This is a genomic window from Providencia sp. SP181 (genome assembly GCF_050446505.1).
Classification (GTDB): Bacteria; Pseudomonadota; Gammaproteobacteria; order Enterobacterales; family Enterobacteriaceae; genus Providencia; species Providencia vermicola.
In genome coordinates this window covers 364,855-383,262 of sequence record NZ_JBBPXM010000001.1, presented here as the reverse complement: position 1 = coordinate 383,262, position 18,408 = coordinate 364,855, and the positions used below count along the sequence as shown (strand labels likewise).

20 protein-coding genes are annotated in these 18,408 nt (G+C 38.8%); 9 read left to right on the top strand and 11 right to left on the bottom strand.

Annotation, left to right across the window (positions count from 1 at the left end; translation table 11 throughout):
* Nucleotides 1-93 precede the first annotated feature (93 nt).
* Nucleotides 94-393, bottom strand: coding sequence for an HdeA/HdeB family chaperone (locus tag AABS66_RS01795; protein WP_273804212.1), 300 nt, complete (start codon nucleotides 391-393; stop codon nucleotides 94-96).
* A gap of 231 nt (nucleotides 394-624) precedes the next feature.
* On the opposite strand from AABS66_RS01795, the gene AABS66_RS01790 reads away from it, so the two are divergent.
* Complete coding sequence (locus tag AABS66_RS01790) at nucleotides 625-894, top strand: helix-turn-helix domain-containing protein (protein WP_430224473.1); 270 nt, start codon at nucleotides 625-627, stop codon at nucleotides 892-894.
* 58 nt (nucleotides 895-952) lie between these two features.
* Here the strand turns inward: AABS66_RS01790 and AABS66_RS01785 are convergent, their stop codons facing one another.
* Nucleotides 953-1,288, bottom strand: a complete 336-nt coding sequence (locus AABS66_RS01785; RefSeq protein WP_430224472.1) for a hypothetical protein — start codon at nucleotides 1,286-1,288, stop codon at nucleotides 953-955.
* 358 nt (nucleotides 1,289-1,646) lie between these two features.
* On the opposite strand from AABS66_RS01785, the gene AABS66_RS01780 reads away from it, so the two are divergent.
* Complete coding sequence (locus AABS66_RS01780; protein ID WP_206084046.1) at nucleotides 1,647-1,991, top strand: Grx4 family monothiol glutaredoxin; 345 nt, start codon at nucleotides 1,647-1,649, stop codon at nucleotides 1,989-1,991.
* Nucleotides 1,992-2,066: 75 nt separating this feature from the next.
* On the opposite strand, the gene rnt is transcribed toward AABS66_RS01780, so the two are convergent.
* Nucleotides 2,067-2,711, bottom strand: coding sequence for a ribonuclease T (gene rnt, locus AABS66_RS01775; RefSeq protein ID WP_206084047.1), 645 nt, complete (start codon nucleotides 2,709-2,711; stop codon nucleotides 2,067-2,069).
* Between the two features lie 128 nt (nucleotides 2,712-2,839).
* Nucleotides 2,840-3,247 (bottom strand): lactoylglutathione lyase, encoded by a 408-nt coding sequence (gene gloA, locus AABS66_RS01770; RefSeq protein WP_206084048.1) that lies wholly within the window; start codon nucleotides 3,245-3,247, stop codon nucleotides 2,840-2,842.
* Nucleotides 3,248-3,428: 181 nt separating this feature from the next.
* Here gloA and AABS66_RS01765 point away from each other — a divergent pair, with 181 nt between their 5' ends.
* Nucleotides 3,429-3,674 (top strand): DUF1289 domain-containing protein, encoded by a 246-nt coding sequence (locus tag AABS66_RS01765; protein ID WP_206084049.1) that lies wholly within the window; start codon nucleotides 3,429-3,431, stop codon nucleotides 3,672-3,674.
* A gap of 540 nt (nucleotides 3,675-4,214) precedes the next feature.
* Entirely contained in the window at nucleotides 4,215-4,649 is a 435-nt protein-coding gene (gene slyA, locus AABS66_RS01760) for a transcriptional regulator SlyA (protein WP_206084050.1), read from the top strand.
* A 495-nt stretch (nucleotides 4,650-5,144) separates the two neighbouring features.
* On the opposite strand, the gene AABS66_RS01755 is transcribed toward slyA, so the two are convergent.
* Entirely contained in the window at nucleotides 5,145-5,612 is a 468-nt protein-coding gene (locus AABS66_RS01755; RefSeq protein ID WP_206084051.1) for a glycine zipper 2TM domain-containing protein, read from the bottom strand.
* Between the two features lie 527 nt (nucleotides 5,613-6,139).
* On the opposite strand from AABS66_RS01755, the gene anmK reads away from it, so the two are divergent.
* The 4 genes from anmK (at nucleotide 6,140) to pdxY (ending at nucleotide 10,470) form a co-directional block, all read left to right on the top strand.
* A complete protein-coding gene (gene anmK / locus AABS66_RS01750; protein ID WP_430224566.1) occupies nucleotides 6,140-7,255 on the top strand; it encodes an anhydro-N-acetylmuramic acid kinase in 1,116 nt (371 codons plus the stop codon).
* A 25-nt stretch (nucleotides 7,256-7,280) separates the two neighbouring features.
* A complete protein-coding gene (pdxH, locus tag AABS66_RS01745; RefSeq protein WP_225818251.1) occupies nucleotides 7,281-7,934 on the top strand; it encodes a pyridoxamine 5'-phosphate oxidase in 654 nt (217 codons plus the stop codon).
* A 161-nt stretch (nucleotides 7,935-8,095) separates the two neighbouring features.
* A complete protein-coding gene (gene tyrS / locus AABS66_RS01740; RefSeq protein WP_206084053.1) occupies nucleotides 8,096-9,370 on the top strand; it encodes a tyrosine--tRNA ligase in 1,275 nt (424 codons plus the stop codon).
* A gap of 236 nt (nucleotides 9,371-9,606) precedes the next feature.
* Nucleotides 9,607-10,470 (top strand): pyridoxal kinase PdxY, encoded by an 864-nt coding sequence (pdxY, locus tag AABS66_RS01735; protein WP_272538597.1) that lies wholly within the window; start codon nucleotides 9,607-9,609, stop codon nucleotides 10,468-10,470.
* A gap of 62 nt (nucleotides 10,471-10,532) precedes the next feature.
* On the opposite strand, the gene gstA is transcribed toward pdxY, so the two are convergent.
* Nucleotides 10,533-11,138: a glutathione transferase GstA gene (gene gstA / locus AABS66_RS01730; RefSeq protein ID WP_206084055.1), complete on the bottom strand. Its 606-nt coding sequence runs from the start codon at nucleotides 11,136-11,138 to the stop codon at nucleotides 10,533-10,535.
* Nucleotides 11,139-11,444: 306 nt separating this feature from the next.
* Between gstA and AABS66_RS01725 the strand changes: the two genes are divergently transcribed.
* Nucleotides 11,445-12,311, top strand: a complete 867-nt coding sequence (locus tag AABS66_RS01725) for a DUF817 domain-containing protein (protein WP_206084056.1) — start codon at nucleotides 11,445-11,447, stop codon at nucleotides 12,309-12,311.
* Nucleotides 12,312-12,782: 471 nt separating this feature from the next.
* On the opposite strand, the gene sapF is transcribed toward AABS66_RS01725, so the two are convergent.
* The 5 genes from sapF to sapA are packed head-to-tail and all read right to left on the bottom strand — an operon-like array spanning nucleotide 12,783 to nucleotide 18,105.
* Nucleotides 12,783-13,586, bottom strand: a complete 804-nt coding sequence (gene sapF / locus AABS66_RS01720; protein WP_206084057.1) for a putrescine export ABC transporter ATP-binding protein SapF — start codon at nucleotides 13,584-13,586, stop codon at nucleotides 12,783-12,785.
* Nucleotides 13,586-14,581, bottom strand: a complete 996-nt coding sequence (gene sapD, locus AABS66_RS01715) for a putrescine export ABC transporter ATP-binding protein SapD (RefSeq protein ID WP_206084058.1) — start codon at nucleotides 14,579-14,581, stop codon at nucleotides 13,586-13,588. The genes sapF and sapD overlap by 1 nt, the downstream gene beginning before the upstream one ends.
* Nucleotides 14,581-15,471 carry a putrescine export ABC transporter permease SapC gene (gene sapC, locus AABS66_RS01710; protein WP_206084059.1) on the bottom strand — a complete coding sequence of 297 codons (891 nt, stop codon included), beginning with the start codon at nucleotides 15,469-15,471 and terminating at the stop codon, nucleotides 14,581-14,583. The genes sapD and sapC overlap by 1 nt, the downstream gene beginning before the upstream one ends.
* Nucleotides 15,458-16,423, bottom strand: coding sequence for a putrescine export ABC transporter permease SapB (sapB, locus tag AABS66_RS01705; RefSeq protein WP_206084060.1), 966 nt, complete (start codon nucleotides 16,421-16,423; stop codon nucleotides 15,458-15,460). The genes sapC and sapB overlap by 14 nt, the downstream gene beginning before the upstream one ends.
* Entirely contained in the window at nucleotides 16,420-18,105 is a 1,686-nt protein-coding gene (sapA, locus tag AABS66_RS01700) for an ABC transporter substrate-binding protein SapA (RefSeq protein ID WP_272538595.1), read from the bottom strand. The genes sapB and sapA overlap by 4 nt, the downstream gene beginning before the upstream one ends.
* Between the last annotated feature and the right edge of the window lie 303 nt (nucleotides 18,106-18,408).

Below are 18,408 nucleotides of genomic sequence, written 5' to 3'. Positions count from 1 at the left end.
ATACTAAATTTTATGAGGTACATCATATTATTTTGGTATTATCACTTCAGTTTTAATAAGCCGCATAAAAGCGGCTCTAGAAATGAAAACAATTTATTTTTTGCTAGCAAGATAATCTTGAAGGGTGCCTTCAGGTTTTTTCTTGCAAAACTCAAGGATTAAAGGAGCTTCTGCAATGCTCTGTTCAGATAGCGCCACCCAATCCCCACTTTTAAATTGCGTATCTTTTGATGTTACCCATAATGCAACTGGAGCCCAGCTTTTAGGGTTTAGGTCCACGTATTCTTTGCAGGTCATGCTTTCTGGTGTTGAAGTTGTTTTTTCAGCAGCAAAAGTGCTAAAGGACAGAGCACTTGTTACTATAACGCAAGCAGAAATCAGCATTCTATTCATAAATATTCCTCGCTATTTTCCAGTAATGATGCATATAGAAATAAAAGATGTCATTTATAAATAGTAAGTAATATCAGTAATGTCAATAAAATAGCAAAGTAAAACGGAAAATATCAAAATATAACTATCATTTATGGAAGAGTCATAAATGATGACTATACTTTAACTGATAGTAGATACATTAAAAACAGTAAGTTTATTGATTTTGACTATTTTGAATGGAGTCTTTGTATGAATACTGAAAGCACTGTGTCAACATTGATAGGAAAGAAAATTAAAACACTAAGGCGTAATGCAGGATATACCATTAGTGAGTTTGCAAAATTGAGCGGCTGTACAAGTGAGCAGCAATTATATCGCTATGAACGAGGTGTTAATAAAATTGATATCGATACGCTGATATCAATGCTAAAGACCCTTAACATAAATGCGGGTGGTTTTTTTGAGCAAATAGTTGATGAAATAAGTAAAGAATCCGATGATTACAATGTAAATATATAAACCGATAGTACGCCAAAGTCGCTATATATGCGGCTTTGATCACGACAGTTATTTAGACTCAGTGAGAGTAAGTTTTTTTATCAATAGCTAATTGAGTCGTTTGAATAAACTTATCTCCAACCTTATTTACCATCAGGCTTCTGCTTTTAGATTTTATAGCTGCATCATTCATAAGTACATTAAGAAAATTAAATGTATCTTCTGATTTTTGTGAGTTTATCAATGTCATATCTAAAGTTTTCATTAGTGTTAGCATAAAAATATCTATAGAAATATTCATGCTTTCTATCTCTGTTTTATAGAAAACATAAATACGTGACCGTTCTGCGTGAGATGGCTCTCTATTTTCGTTGATACAATTTAGGGTGAGTAAAAGTAGCTGAATGTTGTTCATGTGACCTCCAAGTATGGGCTGTATGATATGTGTCCAGTAGATAGGGTTATATCGGAATTGGTCGGGATTATATTGAAATTTGGTGAAATGAGATTGTGACAAACAAAGCTGAAATTGTATTGAGAGAGATATAAGGCTAAGCGAATAGATTTATTTGACTTGAATCATAAATAAGTCACAATAGTAACAAATTAAAGGAGGGGTAAACCCCTCTTTTTTCATTCGAAATTACAAAGTAACTCATTGATGTATTTAGAGTGAAGTGTAGTATTATGTAGTATATTTCTTGGGCTAAATACAAGCTAACATGCTGATTTATAATGAATATGCTAATCATGTTAATGTTAAGGAAGTAAAAATGACAACAATTGAAAGAATTGAGCGCCAAATTAAAGAAAACCCAATTTTATTATACATGAAAGGTTCTCCAAAACTTCCGAGCTGTGGTTTTTCAGCTCAAGCAGTTCAAGCCCTATCTTCATGCGGTGAGCGCTTCGCTTATGTTGATATTTTACAAAACCCAGACATTCGTGCCGAATTGCCAAAATATGCAAATTGGCCGACTTTTCCTCAGTTATGGGTAGATGGCGAGTTAGTTGGAGGTTGTGACATTATTATGGAAATGTTCCAACGTGGTGAGCTGCAATCGCTAATCAAAGAAACTGCGGATAAATATCGCCCAGAAGATGACGCTAACGCGTAATCACTGAATAGTAATAAAAAACCGCAGTAGATAAAACAAAAGCTGTTTATCTACTGCGGTTTTTTTATTGTCTGTTTATTTTTCGTCTTCAATAATTGGCCAACCACCAAGTTTCTTGAATTTATTCACAATTTCGCAAAATAAAAGTGCAGTGCGATTCGTATCATACAGTGCACCATGGGCCTGTTTACCATCGAATGGTATTCCTGCACTAACACAAGCTTTCGCTAAGATTGTTTGACCAAATACTAAGCCACTTAATGCTGCGGTATCAAAAGTCGCAAAAGGATGGAATGGGTTGCGTTTTAGCCCCGCACGTTCGGCAGCATTCATGACAAAACTGTGATCGAAATTTGCGTTATGTGCAACAATTATCGCGCGGTTACAATCAGTATTTTTCATTCCTTTACGGATGACTTTAAAAATGGCATGTAGTGCATCATACTCACTAACCGCACCACGCAATGGGTTTGTTGGGTCAATACCAGTAAACGCAAGAGCGGATGGTTCTAAATTGGCACCTTCAAATGGATCAACATGGAAATGCAGTGTTTCATCCATTGAAAGCCAGCCATCTTTGTCCATTTTTAGTGTGATAGCGGCGATTTCAAGTAGACCATCTGTTTTCGCGTTAAACCCACCCGTTTCAACATCAATCACAACAGGGTAGTATCCCCTAAAACGGCTTACTAGGGCATTCGGATTATTTTTTTCAGACATTAGGACTTTCGATTATAAAGTTGCTGATTAGCATATATTATGCCTAAATCAGGAAAAAATGGCAGAGAAACTCAGAAGAAAGTTTAAACGGCTATTTGACCGCTTAAACTTAGAAATAGTAAATGCAATTAATGGCCTAAACCTTTACTTGCGCTTTTGTTTTCGATCAATTCAATTTTATAGCCATCTGGGTCTTCAACGAAAGCAATGATTGTTGAGCCACCTTTAACTGGGCCTGCTTCTCGAGTCACATTCCCCCCCGCATGGCGGATATCATCACAAGTTTTTGCAACATCATCTACGCCTAGAGCGATATGACCATATGCATTCCCCATATCATAGCTATCAACGCCCCAATTGTAGGTCAGTTCAATAACAGCGCCTTCACTTTCATCACTATAGCCAACAAAAGCTAAAGAATATTTATACTCAGTATTTTCACTTGTTCTAAGTAAACGCATTCCTAACACTTTGGTATAAAAATCAATTGAACGTTGCATATCAGTAACACGTAACATGGTATGAAGTAAGCGCATATAACCCTCTTAAAATTTACTCAACATTTCTGAATCGATTTACCTATTAACTATTAATATAACGTGGTTAAATTGCTAAATACAGCGATAGCAGTTTATTTTTTGGTCAAATAGTGGTAATACTCAGTTTTTAAGAGTATATCATACCTTTACGATAGTTTTTACAGTTGAAGGGGAAGCGATGGCTGAACAACTTGAGTTTTTTGACATTCCTAGCCCTTGTCGTAGTATTTGCCAAACGAATGAGCAAGGTTATTGCCTAGGCTGCTATCGAACTCGTGACGAACGATTCAATTGGTTAAAATTTTCGAATGCAGAAAAACGCAATATCATTCGGTTATGCCGCCAACGCTATCTAAGAACGATAAATAAAAAAGTCGTTCAAGGTGACGTTATCGATAGTCAGCAACAACTTTTTAATGAATAACATTGGGAGATTGTTGATTGATTTTAATCATATAGTTTTCATCTAAATTAACTCATCTAAATTAATTCATTTATAATTATTTTAATTTTATTAGTTTCCGTGTTTACATTTCAATTAAATTTTATTTATTAAAATTTAATATGCTTGAATTAAAATGAATTTCATATCGAATATTTTTAAGATTAACTATATTGTTTTGTTTTTTAATGAGTTATATTAAGTTGTATTTTCTATTGTTTCTGGTAATTACCATAAAGACTAAAATAGATAGATCCAAAAGAAGACTCCAGCTATTCTTATTAGTAAGAAAGTTTATAGATTATGGTATTTTCCTGAGTAGACTTTCCAATTTAAAATAGATATGTATTAACCTGATACATATCACTTTAAGCTGATGGAGATATCACTACAAATAGGTATTTGTTAGCTTTTACGTCAATAAAAAGTTGTAAACATAAAAGGAAATTAATATATAATTTAAAAAATAATATGAGTCTGGTATATTTTTTAGACATTATAATTATATAAAAGGAGGGTAAATTGGAATCACAAATAGGGACAGAGCTATCACGTGTAGTTCGCATGTGGAGAGCATTAATTGACCATCGATTAAAACCACTAAAACTAACGCAAACTCATTGGGTTACACTACATAATATTAGCCAGCTACCACCTGAACAATCACAGATCCAACTGGCGAAAGCCATAGGAATTGAGCAGCCGTCGCTCGTCAGAACATTAGACCAATTAGAGGAAAAAAAACTCATTTCAAGGCATACTTGTGCAAATGATAGACGTGCAAAAAGAATCAAACTAACTGAGGAATCAGAGCCATTTATTAAAACAGTTGATCAAGTGATTAACAATACGCGAATTGAAATATTAAGTAACATTAACCAAGAGGAGCTTGACCTACTGTCTCAACTTTTATTAAAGCTTGAAAGGAATATTATTCGCTTACAGAGTGATTCATGATATTTATATTATATCATGAATAATAAATGGATTTGTAATTATTTGGTTTGTTATGTTTGTTAGCCAAACGTAGCTTTAAATAGTTTGAACAGCATATATATAACCTATATACTTTTGCTTCAATCATTAAAGTCATGAGTGATATTATTTCAATGGATCAATTTTAATGTGCTATAACTATTGTGAATAGGAAAGGGGTTTAATCATATTGGTTAAAAAATGTGTCATTAACTAGTTTAATATGGAATTTAGTACTTAGAATAGAAAAATACGTTTATGGTAATATCAACATGCATCAATGTTGCGCAGGAAAAATAAGTCAGTCTTTTTAGTTTATACACAAATAATCTAAAGATTAACGTGCGCATCATTAGTTAATCAATGAAGATAATACTATATGTGATAGATAGTTGAATGTTATTGAATGGCAGATGATAAGTGATGTTCACCGACATTGTCGTCGGTGAACATGCTTTAATCATTAATATGACAAAATTAGCGAGGGGATACTGTAACTGTATTTCCGCTATTTGCAATCATGACACGTTGGCCATTACGAAATGTACTAGGATCTTGTTTTTGTACAACAACAATATTTTTACCGCTGTCTAAACGGATCTCTAGTTGAACACCTTGGCTTCTATTTAAGGCGCCTTGCGCTTGTTGCCCAGCTAGACCACCAGCAATAGCACCCGCTGCAGTTGCAAGAGTATTTCCTGTACCACCACCAATGGTATTACCTAATAAGCCACCTAGAACTGCACCACCAATTGCACCGATGACATTACCATCTTCACCAGCTTGAATAGTCACAGGGCGAGCGTTCAAAACAGTACCATAGGTCACAGTTTGAACCTGTTTTGCGTCATTGGCCGAAATAGTATCACCAGAAAGTGTACTGGTATTGACACAGCCTGATAACGCTGCAACTGCAACAACACCTACAAAAACTTTCTTAAGCATAATAACTCCTATGAGATTTGCTGTTTGTGGCACTAACATAGCATCGTATATTTGTTTTCACCATCAACACAACAACTATCAAAATAATGGTATTTAAAGCGATGGTTAGAATACTGATTCTGATTTAAATAGAGTGTAAACACTAGGTAAAATATCTCAAATTCAACATTATTTCATTGAGTAAGGCACGCTTTGTTAAACATACCTCACGAACAGTCATTTTATGAATGTCTTTCGCATTGATAGCTAAAACGCATCCGAATAGTGCCTGTTTAAAATTGAAACACTTTCATGTTTAGCAGATTATTTTATTGCAAAACATTATGTTTAGAATTTTAAATCCATATATTAAAAAACGCCATTTTTATTTAGGTTGTAAAGCAATTTCTGCTCTAAAAATAAATATTTATTATTCCTGCGAAGCAGCACGAGAAATTACATCGAATTGTTGACAAAATTCTCCTTCAAAGCACAATCTTTAATAACTGAAATTGAAAGCGAATGTACACTCTGAAGGAACAAGAATGATGATTAAGTCAGGTCGTTACATAGGGGTTATGTCAGGAACTAGTCTCGATGGAGTTGATGTTGTTCTCGCCGCAATTAGCGATAAATTTGTTGCAGAACAGTCCAGTTTGAGTGTCACATTTCCAATTGACTTGAAAAAAAGAATTTTAAACATCTGCCAAGGCCAAGAAACAACACTATCTGAAATTGGTAAGATAGACCGCGAATTAGGTTCACTTTATGCAGACGCGATTAATCAATTATTGGTAAAAACAGGGTTAACTTCGGCAGATATCATTGCAATTGGGTGCCATGGGCAGACAGTTTGGCATGAACCTGACGGAGAACAGCCATTTACTATGCAACTTGGTGATAATAATCGTGTTGCAGCGTTAACAGGGATCACGACTGTTGGTGATTTTAGGCGTCGGGATATGGCTTATGGCGGTCAAGGTGCTCCCTTAGTGCCTGCTTTCCACTTAGCCGTTTTAGGCCATCCAACTGAAAAACGTATTGTTTTAAATATTGGTGGGATAGCGAATATCACAGCGTTATTACCAGGCGCTTATGTAAAAGGCTATGACACAGGGCCAGGTAATATGCTAATGGATACTTGGACTTGGCGTATTAAGCAAAAATCGTTTGATAATGATGGTGAATGGGCTAGTCAGGGTCATATTAATAATTTGTTACTTAAAAACATGATGAATGATCCTTACTTCAAACGGTCATCGCCAAAAAGTACAGGGCGTGAATATTTTAATATGCAATGGCTAGAACAACATTTAGTCGCGTTCCCTTCAATATCTGCCCAGGACGTACAAACCACACTGTGTGAGCTCACCGCAGCTTCTATTGCTGAACAAGTTTTATTATGTGGTGGAAGTGAGCGGCTAATTGTGTGTGGTGGAGGCGCTAAAAACGCCTTTTTGATGCAGCGTTTATCAGCTCTGTTACCTGGTATTGAAGTAGCGGCAAGTGATAAGTTTGGTCTTAGTGGTGATGATATGGAAGCTTTGGCGTTTGCTTGGTTAGCAGCACGTACTGTCGCTGGGTTATCAGGTAATCTTGCTTCAGTGACAGGCGCGACAAGGGAAACCGTTTTAGGTGCAGTGTACCCTAAAAATAGTGACTAGAAATAATCGAATTAAAGGATATCAAATGAATGAGATAAGTGAAGTCGATCTCGCCTCTATTCGTCGTGAGTACACAAAAGGCGGTCTACGACGCAGTGACTTAACGGCTAACCCATTAACCCTTTTTGAATTATGGATGAAACAGGCGTGTGAGGCGCGACTAAGTGACCCGACTGCGATGTCAGTGGCGACAGTGGATGAAACTGGGCAACCCTATCAACGGATAGTACTGTTAAAGCATTTTGATGATAAGGGCTTAGTATTTTACACCAATATGGGAAGTCGTAAGGCACAACACCTTGAAAAAAATAATAAAATAAGTTTGCACTTCCCATGGTATCCACTTGAACGTCAAGTGAACTTTACGGGCGTTGCTGAACGTTTAAATCCGATTGAGGTGGTTAAATATTTCCACAGCCGGCCTAAAGATAGCCAAATTGCAGCCTGGGCATCTGAACAATCTTCTAAAATTTCAGCAAGAGGAATTTTAGAAGGTAAATTTTTAGAATTAAAACAAAAGTTTAAAAATGGAGAAGTGCCTTTGCCGAGTTTTTGGGGGGGCTTTCGTGTGGTATTTGATAGTGTCGAATTTTGGCAAGGTGGTGCTCACCGCCTACATGACCGTTTTTTATACCAAAGGGAAGGGGAAGGCTGGAAAATTGATAGATTAGCCCCTTAGGATCATGTTTTTTAGCTGGCACTTAATTGATATGCGCTTTATGCTATAGACTCGTTTAAGAAAATTGACAAATTATACTGGCGCGTTTGTGAGATCCATCAAAAACGCGTTGGCCATTCAAACTAAAGTAGATAGACAAAATACAACAGATGGAGTCATTGATGTCTAGCAATAACCTGATTAAACAATTGCAAGAGCGGGGCCTCGTTGCCCAGGTAACGGATGAGGATGCGTTAGCAGAGAGACTGGCGCAGGGCCCTATCTCTCTCTATTGTGGTTTCGATCCTACCGCTGACAGCTTGCATTTGGGACATCTGGTTCCTTTGCTGTGTTTAAAACGATTCCAACTAGCCGGGCACAAGCCTGTGGCGTTGGTAGGTGGCGCAACGGGCCTTATTGGTGATCCGAGCTTTAAAGCTACTGAACGTAAATTAAATACCGCAGAAACCGTTCAAGAGTGGGTAGAAAAAATCCGTAACCAAGTTTCACCATTTTTAAGCTTTGATTGTGGTGATAACAGTGCGCGTCTTGCTAACAACTATGATTGGTTTGGCAAAATGGATGTACTGACTTTCTTACGTGATATTGGTAAGCATTTTTCGGTTAATCAAATGATTAACCGTGAATCCGTTAAGCAACGTCTTAACCGTGATGATGTTGGTATCTCTTTTACTGAATTTGCGTATAACCTATTACAAGGTTATGACTTTGCAAATATGAACCATGAAATGGGTGTAGAACTGCAAATTGGTGGTTCCGACCAATGGGGTAACATTACCTCTGGTATCGATTTAACTCGCCGTCTTCATCAAAACCAAGTGTTTGGCATGACCGTTCCGCTGATCACTAAAGCTGATGGGACTAAATTCGGTAAAACTGAGGGTGGTGCAGTTTGGTTAGATCCGAAAAAAACCAGCCAATACAAATTCTACCAGTTCTGGATTAATACTGCGGATGCAGACGTTTATCGCTTCCTCAAGTTCTTCACCTTCATGGAACTCGATGAAATTAACGCGCTGGAAGAAGAAGATAAAAACAGTGGTAAAGCACCACGTGCGCAATACGTTTTAGCGGAGCAGGTGACTAAATTAGTTCACGGCGAAGCGGGTTTAGCGGCTGCTAAACGCATTACTGAAAGCTTGTTCTCTGGTGCGGTTTCTGATTTAACAGAAGCAGATCTTGAACAACTAGCACAAGATGGTATGCCATGCATCACTTTAGAAGAGGGTGCTGACCTGCAACAAGCATTAGTTGATTCAGAATTAACGCCATCACGTGGGCAAGCAAGAACAGCAATTAGCTCTAATGCGGTTTCTATCAATGGTCAAAAACAGACTGAGCCAATGTATGTCTTTACAGACGCAGACCGTTTGTTTGGCCGTTATACCTTGATCCGTCGTGGTAAGAAAAACGACTGCTTAATTAATTGGAAATAGCTCTGACTAACCTTTGTAATATCAGCCTGGGGAGTTTTCCAGGCTATACTCGTCATATTTCAAGTTGCATGGGTGTTAACTGAACTTAGCTAGCTTGATGACATGCTTATATATGTTCATCAGGTTATCTTCTCTTTTCGACGACATGCAATTTGAATTATTTGGGGTATATTCATATTAGCAATGGCTAATCACTGATTTCTCTTCATTCGATATAACAATTCTCTGGGTTCTTAATGAAAAGCGTATTATCAATTCAATCCCATGTTGTTTTCGGCCATGCAGGAAACAGTGCTGCTGCATTCCCTATGTGCCGTATGGGCGTAGATGTGTGGCCACTCAATACCGTACAATTTTCTAATCACACGCAATACCCTCAATGGACGGGAACCGTATTTCCTGCTCAGCATTTAACAGACATTGTTGAAGGGCTTGCTAAAATTCATAAACTTGAAATCTGTGATGCCGTATTAAGTGGTTATATCGGTTCCGCGGAACAAGGTGACGATATACTTGCGATCGTGAAAAAAGTGAAAGCTTCCAATCCACAAGCCCTGTATTTTTGTGATCCAGTAATGGGGCATCCTGAGAAAGGCTGTATTGTTGCTCCTGGCGTTGCTGAATTCTTATGTGAAAGAGCATTGGCGGCAAGTGATGTTATTGCACCAAACTTACTTGAATTAGAAACACTCGCAGGTAGAACAATCAAGACGGTAGAAGAGGCCATTGGCGCAGCAAGAGAACTTTGTCATAAAGGTCCCAAAATTATTCTTGTGAAACATTTGAGCCGTGCAGCCTATAGGGCTGATCGTTTTGAAATGATTTTGGTTACTGCGGAGCATAGCTGGCATGTTAGTCGTCCATTAGTTGATTTCGGCGAGAAGCAACCTGTAGGGGTGGGCGATTTGACGAGTGGCTTGATGCTAGTGAATTTATTAAAAGGTGAACCCCTTAATAAAGGACTAGAACATGTTGCAGCTGCAGTTTATGAAGTAATGATTAAAACAAAAGAAATGGGTGAGTACGAACTGCAACTGGTGGCAGCTCAAGATAAAATGGTTAATCCAGAACACAAGTTTTGTGCCACTCAGGTAGACTGATTTATCTGTTTTTGACTAGAAATAAAATAGCGCCCTAGTTTTAGGGCGCTATGATTGAAATCTTAGATTAAACCTTCTGCTTTTAGTGCCTCTTGGACATTCGGGCGTTTTGCAACTTTAGTAATGTAATCTTGTAAATGCGTTAAGCTTGATAAATCTAAGCCAACGTGTTTTGCCCATCCACTAACTGTAAATAAATAGGCATCTGCTACGCTAAAATTGTCGCCAGCAAAGAACGCCTGCTTTGCTAATACGGAGTCAGCATATTTGAATTTATTCAATAATACTTTGCGAGCTGTTTCTTTATAATCCTCAGGTGTTCCAGGGGTAAATAAAGGCGAGAAGTTTTTATGAAGTTCTGTTGAGATGAAATTTAACGCTTCCATTTGATGGTAGCGTTTCATTGAGCCAGCAAGAGCAATCAGATTTCTATCTGGTTTTTGATCTGCAAGATACTGAACAATAACAGCACCTTCAGTAAGTTGATCCCCATTATCTAACACTAGAGTAGGAACTTGGCCTTTCGGGTTTATTGCTAAGAAATCTTCACCTTTCTCTGTTTTTTTCTCTTTGATGTTTACACGTTCAATCGAGAAATCTAATCCAGTTTCACGCAAAATAATATGTGGAGAAAGAGAACAAGCACCGGGAGCGTAATACAATTTCATCATAGGACTCCTAAGTTTTGAAATGGGTAATAATTAGCAAATAAAAATCTCTCTTGTTAAGTATATCACTACTTTCTGTTAGCAAATTGCCATCGGGTGCGAGTTATGCCATAAAAGGTGAATTTAAATAAAAAGGAGTGTGAATAATGCCTTGTCGCGTAGATTTGGATATTCATACTGAAAATGAAAAAAATCAAAGAGATTTAAGATAGTTACCTTATCGAATTAAAAACTAATTTGATAAAATTCTTCACTTATTGGCACATAAAAATTAATAATAAATTTAAATAATAAGTGAGTGAATAAATGGGGAGTATGAGTCATAAGCTCAAATTTTTAGGTAAATTAGACCAAAAACTCATGGCACATACGCCAAGTAATAGTCGTGGCATTAAACGTTTTATTTTAGAATTTTGGTTTTTTGGCCTTATCAATGCACGTTCTTGTTTATTCGCTGGTTTTTTCTTTTTAGCACTATTTTTAGTGCCCGCAAAAGGTATTTTAGGATTACCCCGTTATGATGCCTTGCTGATTTTTGCTGTCGTATTTCAGGCCATATTAGTGTGGTCAAAATTAGAAACATGGGATGAACTAAAGGCGATTTGTGTGTTTCATTTGGTCGGATTTATGATGGAGTTATTTAAAACGTCCGCAACCATAGCGTCATGGCAATATCCCGATGCAGCATTGACTAAACTTTGGGGGGTTCCTTTATTTACGGGGTTTATGTATGCTGCTGTGGGGAGTTACATTATTCAATCATGGCGTTTTTTTAAAGTTAGAATTGAACATTACCCACCCTATTGGATGGCAACGTGTGTCGCACTGGCGATTTATATTAATTTTTTTAGCCATCATTATATTGACGATTATCGTTGGTATTTAACCGCCTTTATTTTTGGTTTGTATGCACGGAGTGTGGTTTTTTATACTCCACTTGATAAAGAGCGCAAAATGCCTTTATTACTTGCCTTTATGTTAATCGGTTTTTTTATTTGGCTAGCCGAAAATTTTGGGACTTTTTTCGGTGTTTGGCAGTATCCCAACCAAATTGGTGCATGGTCAATGGTGCATGCGGGCAAATGGGGAGCGTGGTCTTTATTGGTGATTGTCACCTTTACGATTGTCGTTCACCTTAAACATATTAAGGCGAACGTCACAGTGGCTCGTTAAGGTTACTTTGTCATAAGTATGTTGGTTAAGGAGATAATGATATTCCTTAACCAAGTAGCTAAGATTCAATCTCAATAAGAAAGCGGGATTTTTGTTGATGTTTTTGATCTCCCCAAGGCATCATTCGCTGTTTAGGGTAACTGGCGAAAAATAAAACGATTTCTTGCAATTATAACCATTTTATTTAGGGTGATTTCTCCTTCAATATTCTTATCGAAACGACTTGCAGTCAAATTTGTAATTGTATTGATAACAGATAATGCTTCTATGTTTTCATCATCTAATGCGTGTATTTCGGCTATGCCTTGTAATGCATATGCAGTTGCTTTTTGAGTATTTTAAAGGGTTGAAATGCCACGAAAATTACTGATACGTACCATATCTATTTGAATGCTCATTCCTTTTCCCTTTCCTCTTTAATCCATAGACTATCATTTAGTGTTGTACAATTTTATAGAAAGTAGCTAGAGGTTACAGGTCTTGCCGCCACGCATCAATTGACAGAGGTTCGCCAAAGTGGCTCTCAATTAAACGGCGGGTCACATCGTGAAGTGGAGCGGCAAGTACTTCTGCTGTATTGCCACGCTCCACAACCTCGCCTTTATCCATCACAAGCATTTTATCACTAATATGTTTCATCATCCCAAGGTGTTGAGTTACATAGATATAAGCGATGTCATGTTTGGCTTGTAAGTCTAACATTAAGTTAATAATTTGCGAGCGCATGGACATATCAAGTGAGGCCAGTGCTTCATCCGCCACGATAATTTCGGGTTGTAAAATAAGCGCGCGAGCAAGGGCGATACGTTGTTTTTGCCCTGACGCTAGCATATGTGGGTAATATTCTGCGTGATCTGCTAACAATCCGACTTGGCGCAACGTTTGGATAATTCGTCTTTCACGCTCTATACCTGTTAAATCTGTATTTAGCTTTAACGGTAACTCCAAAGTTTGGCCGATACGTTGTCGGGGGTTCAGTGAGGTACTAGGGTCTTGGAAGATCATACGGATACGTTGACTACGGTAACTATAATCACCAAAATTTAGACGCTGTCCGCGGATCATGATATCTCCGCTGGTGGGTTCTACAACCCCAGAGAGCATCCGGGCTAATGTTGATTTTCCTGAACCATTAGCTCCAATAATTGCCAGGGTCTGGCCTGCTTGTAAATTAAAGCTAATCGGCTTAACGGCTTGCAGTTCGTGGCGATGGAACAAACCTTCACGAAACCGAAAGGTTTTCGTTAGATTACGGACTTCCAATAACGTTTCCATTAGGGTTGCTCCTCAGTATTGAGTGGGTAATGGCAAGCCACTAAATGGTTTTTGATATTACGTAGCTGTGGGGCTTCAATACAGGTGCGCTGTGCATAAGGACAACGTGGCCCAAGCCGGCAGCCAATAGGTAAATGTTCTAATGATGGAATTGCGCCAGGCAAGGTATTTAAACGGCCTTTATGGGGGATTGGGCTTTCAAAATCAGGAATAGATCGAATCAAAGCTTGGGTATAAGGGTGGCGTGGTCGCTGTAAGATATCTTCAGGTGTCGCACTTTCCACGGTTTGTCCACAATATAAAACATTAATGCGGTCTACTAATTTTGACATCATTTCCATATCATGACTGATTAGCAAAATCCCCATGTTATTATTTTGATTCAGCTTATCTAGCAGGCGGAAAATCTGTGCCTGTGTAGTGGATTCCATGGCATTTGTGGGTTCATCTGCAATTAACAAGCGAGGTTGGTTAGCGATAGCAATCGCTATCATGACTTTTTGGCACTCACCATCTGTTAGCTCATAAGGATAGCTGTGCATGATATCTTTATGATCTTTAATACCAACCCGATGCAAAAGCTCAATTGCACGACGTTTTCTCCAGTTAAAACGTTGCCACCAGCGGCCTTTATAAGTCCAACCAGGAATGGATTGAATGAGCTGTTTACCTATGTCAGCTGCAGGGTCTAAGCACGATTGTGGTTCTTGGAATATCATCGAAATATTGTGGCCAATTAACTTACGGCGCTTGCGGGGGCTAAGCTTTAATAAGTCAATATCTTGGAAGCGAAAGCGGTCGGCAGTAACGCGGATGTTATCTTTTGTTACGCCACAAATGGCTTTGGCAATCAAGCTTTTCCCTGAGCCAGACTCACCGACTAAACCGCGAATTTCACCTTCAGAAAGTGTCATAGAGACACGGTCAACGGCTTTGACAGGGCCGTTGGCAGTCATAAACTCAATCGTTAAATTGCGGATGTCTAAGAGCGGCATTATTCAACCCCCGCATTGATGGCTCGGTGTAATCCGTCACCTAGTAAGTTTACAAATAAAACACTTATCATGATAGCGACCCCAGGTAAAATTACTGTCCAAGGGGCAACATAAATCAATTCTAAGGTATCACCTAGCATGGCTCCCCATTCCGAAGAGGGTAACTGTGCGCCTAAATCTAAAAAACCTAAAGCGGCAATATCAAGAATAGCGATAGATAGCGCTCGGGTTAATTCCGTGACTAAGATAGGGGTAATGTTCGGTAATACGGTATACCACAAAATAAAAATGTTAGATGCGCCATCAAGGCGGGCAGCAACGATATATTCTTTGTCTAACTCATCATGCACCGCAACGTAAATTGTTCTTACCATTCGCGGTATCAATGCTAGGCAGATGGCCAACATGGCATTTTCAAGACTTGCTCCCATAAATGCGACAACAATAATCGCTAACAGTAAGGATGGGATAGATAAGAGAGTGTCGAGGATATGATTAAATACGGCAGATTTTAACCCTTTCGTCATTCCTGCAAGGCAGCCTAGAACTAAACCGATAACAGTGGCAATAAAAGTGACAAGGATTGCAGAGCCAAAAGTCGATTTAGTCCCGATTAATAAGCGGCTTAAAATATCACGGCCAAGATCATCTGTGCCGAAGAAGAAAGCAACTTCACCGTAATGTGACCACGATGGTGGCGTTAATTGATACCCTAAAAATTGTTGATCTAAGGCGTAAGGTGCGAGATAAGGACCGATAAAACACAAAATAAGCAAAAATAGCACACCAAAAAAGCCAACCATCGAAACGATGTCTGATGAAAATAAATTCCATACCACCCGCGCAGGGGATGGCATTTTCTGTTCACGATAAAAATTATCTGAGGACATACCAATCCTTATGTTTTAACGGGTCCATCATTGCGCCTAAAATATCGGATAACACGTTGACAGTAATGACGAGTGCGCCAATTAACATAACACCTGCAGAGATTGCGGAGTAGTCTTCTTGTCGGATAGCAGTGACAAGCCAACGTCCAAGCCCTGGCCAGTTAAACACTAATTCAGTAACCATGGTGAGTGTAAGCATAGTGGAAAATTGCAGACCCAGCTTTGGTATTATGGGGGGAATAGCATTATGAAAAATATGACGGCGAATTATTTTAAGGCGAGAAAGCCCGCGGATAGCCGCAGCTTTGATATAGTTTTCACTTGCAATTTCTTCAGTGCTGTTTCTCACTAAGCGAATGACTTCAGTCGTTGGCGCTAAGGCGAGGGTGAGTACAGGTAAAATCATATGTTCTAACACATTGATTATCATGTCTTTACGATAAGGTGATTCAGAGAGCCATGCATCAATTAGTGCAAAACCAGTGACTGGTTTTAGGTTATATAATAGGTCAATACGGCCTGAAACTGGAAGCCAGCCAAGATGTAATGAGAAAAATAAAGTCAGTACCAGAGCTAAAACAAATACAGGAACGGAAAAACCCAGTAAGGCAAACACACTAATGGCAATATCTGCGGGTTTGTTACGCCAAAATGCAGCAATAATGCCAAGGGGGATACCTGTTGTTAAAGCAAAAATAAATGCCAAAATGCACAACTCCATTGTGGCAGGAAATGTGTCTTTAAGTTGTTCGGTAATAGGTTCACCATTAATACTGGACACACCAAAATCAAAATGCAATAAACCGTCAAAGTAGAAAATATAGGCATCTAAGAGTGAGGCACCGCTGAGCGGGGCATTAGGGGTGAAGTAGCTCAGGCTAAAACTGACCAATGACAAAAAGAAGACGGTAACCAGTAATAACAAAAAGCGGCGCAATGAGTAAATAATCATGGTTGCCCCCCTTGTTTTTTCGGTGCCACTTTCGGTTTTTGTTCCATTTCACGATATACCCCTGCAAATGAAGTATTACCAAAGGCACTGATCACGAGTCCTTTCATATCATAACGATAAGCTTGTAATCGTAATGAATAGGCTAATGGTAAAATAGGTAAGTCCTCACCTAAAATTTGCTGAGCTTGATGGTAGTAATCAATCCGTGAGGCTAATTGTTGGGTCAGTAGTGCTTTATGCAGAACTTCATCAAATATGGGGTTACACCAATGACTTAAGTTAGTTTGTGAACCAATTGCTGCACAACTGAGTAACGGGCGGAAAAAACTATCAGGGTCGTTACTGTCTGTTGTCCAACCTGCTAATGTCATATCGTGAGTTCTATCCATTAGCTGATTCTCTTGGAAGCGGCCTTCTACTGAGCGGATATTCATGGTGATGCCAACTTGGGCTAAGTCTGCTTGAATAAGCTCTGCCATTTTTAATGGGCTTGGATTATACGATTGTGAGGCAATAGGCACCCACAAATCTAATTTCAGATTTTCTAACCCCATATCTTGTAGCATTTGCTTGGAAAGTTCAGGGTTGTAATCTGTAATTTTAGCTTGGTTATCATAAGCCCAAGATGCACGTGGTAAGATTGATGCTGCTGTTTCTGCGGTGCCATAATAAATCGATTGCATCAGTCGCTCATTATTAATGGCGTAAGCAATCGCTTGACGAACTTTGAGTTGATCCAGCGGCGGCTTGCTTGTATTAAACGCCAAATAGGCAATATTCATCCCTGAACGCATGGAGATGCGCAGGCGAGGGTCATCTCGTAGGACTTTTAGTTGACTCGCAGCAGGGTAAGCTAACACATCACACTCCCCTGTGAGCAGCTTTGAAATACGTCCTGTGCCTCCAGCGCCCATATCGATCACGACTTCTTCCATACGTGGCTGGCCTTTCCAGTAATGATCATTTCTTAGCAAGCGAACAAATTGGCCGGCTTGGTAGTCATCTAGCTTAAATGGCCCTGTACCAATGGGGCGCCAATCAATCAATTCTTGGCGATTAACACTTGATAGCGAGTCAGCATACTGAGCCGAGAGAATAGGGGCGTAGTGAGTCGCTAAATGCCATAAGAATGATGCATCAGGGGAATTTAGGCGAAATTCCACGGTGTAATTATTAATTTTGCGAATGCTTTGTACACTGCTGGCAAATTGCAGGCTATCAAAGTAAGGATAACGACCGCCATTAATATAATGATAAGGATGGTTAACTTCAAACATCCGAGCAAAGCTAAAAACCACATCATCTGCGTTCATATTGCGTGAAGGGGTAAACCAAGGTGTTTCTTGGAACTTAACATCTTTTCTTAGGTAAAGACGATAGGTCGCGCCATTATCAAACACTTCCCAGCGTTCAGCGAGTTCTGGAATGAGACGATATGTAAATGGGTCGACATCCAGTAAGCGGTCATAAATTTGTGCGCCTAGCGGATCAACGATTAACCCACTACTGACGAGTTGAGGGTTAAAAGTTGTCACAATCCCATTCACACAGTAAATGAAACCTTTCTGGCGAATATCTGCAGGGACTTCATTAGCGACAATATCTGTAAACCGCTCTTGGTTACTGAGCGCATTGGCAGATGTAAGAATGAGAAATAAAAAGCAAAGAGTTAGTCGGCGCATAACACTGATATCGTTAACCTGAATTGACCTATTGTAGCGTAAAAAAGAGCAAACAGGGTATAAGCAAAAATTTGACGTTAACGCTGAACGAAAAGCCATCTAGATAAAACTGATAATAATAAAATTATGATGTTTATCATTGAAGTATGTCTGAATGAGAAAAAATCGCATTAAAAAGCTTTACAAATGACACTGATAACTATTATCATTCGCTTTGTCACTTAGGTGTATACCTATAGTGACAAGGCATGACATTGCTCACATTGCTTCCAGTGTTTTATTTGATAGCCAGCTTGGGTGCTG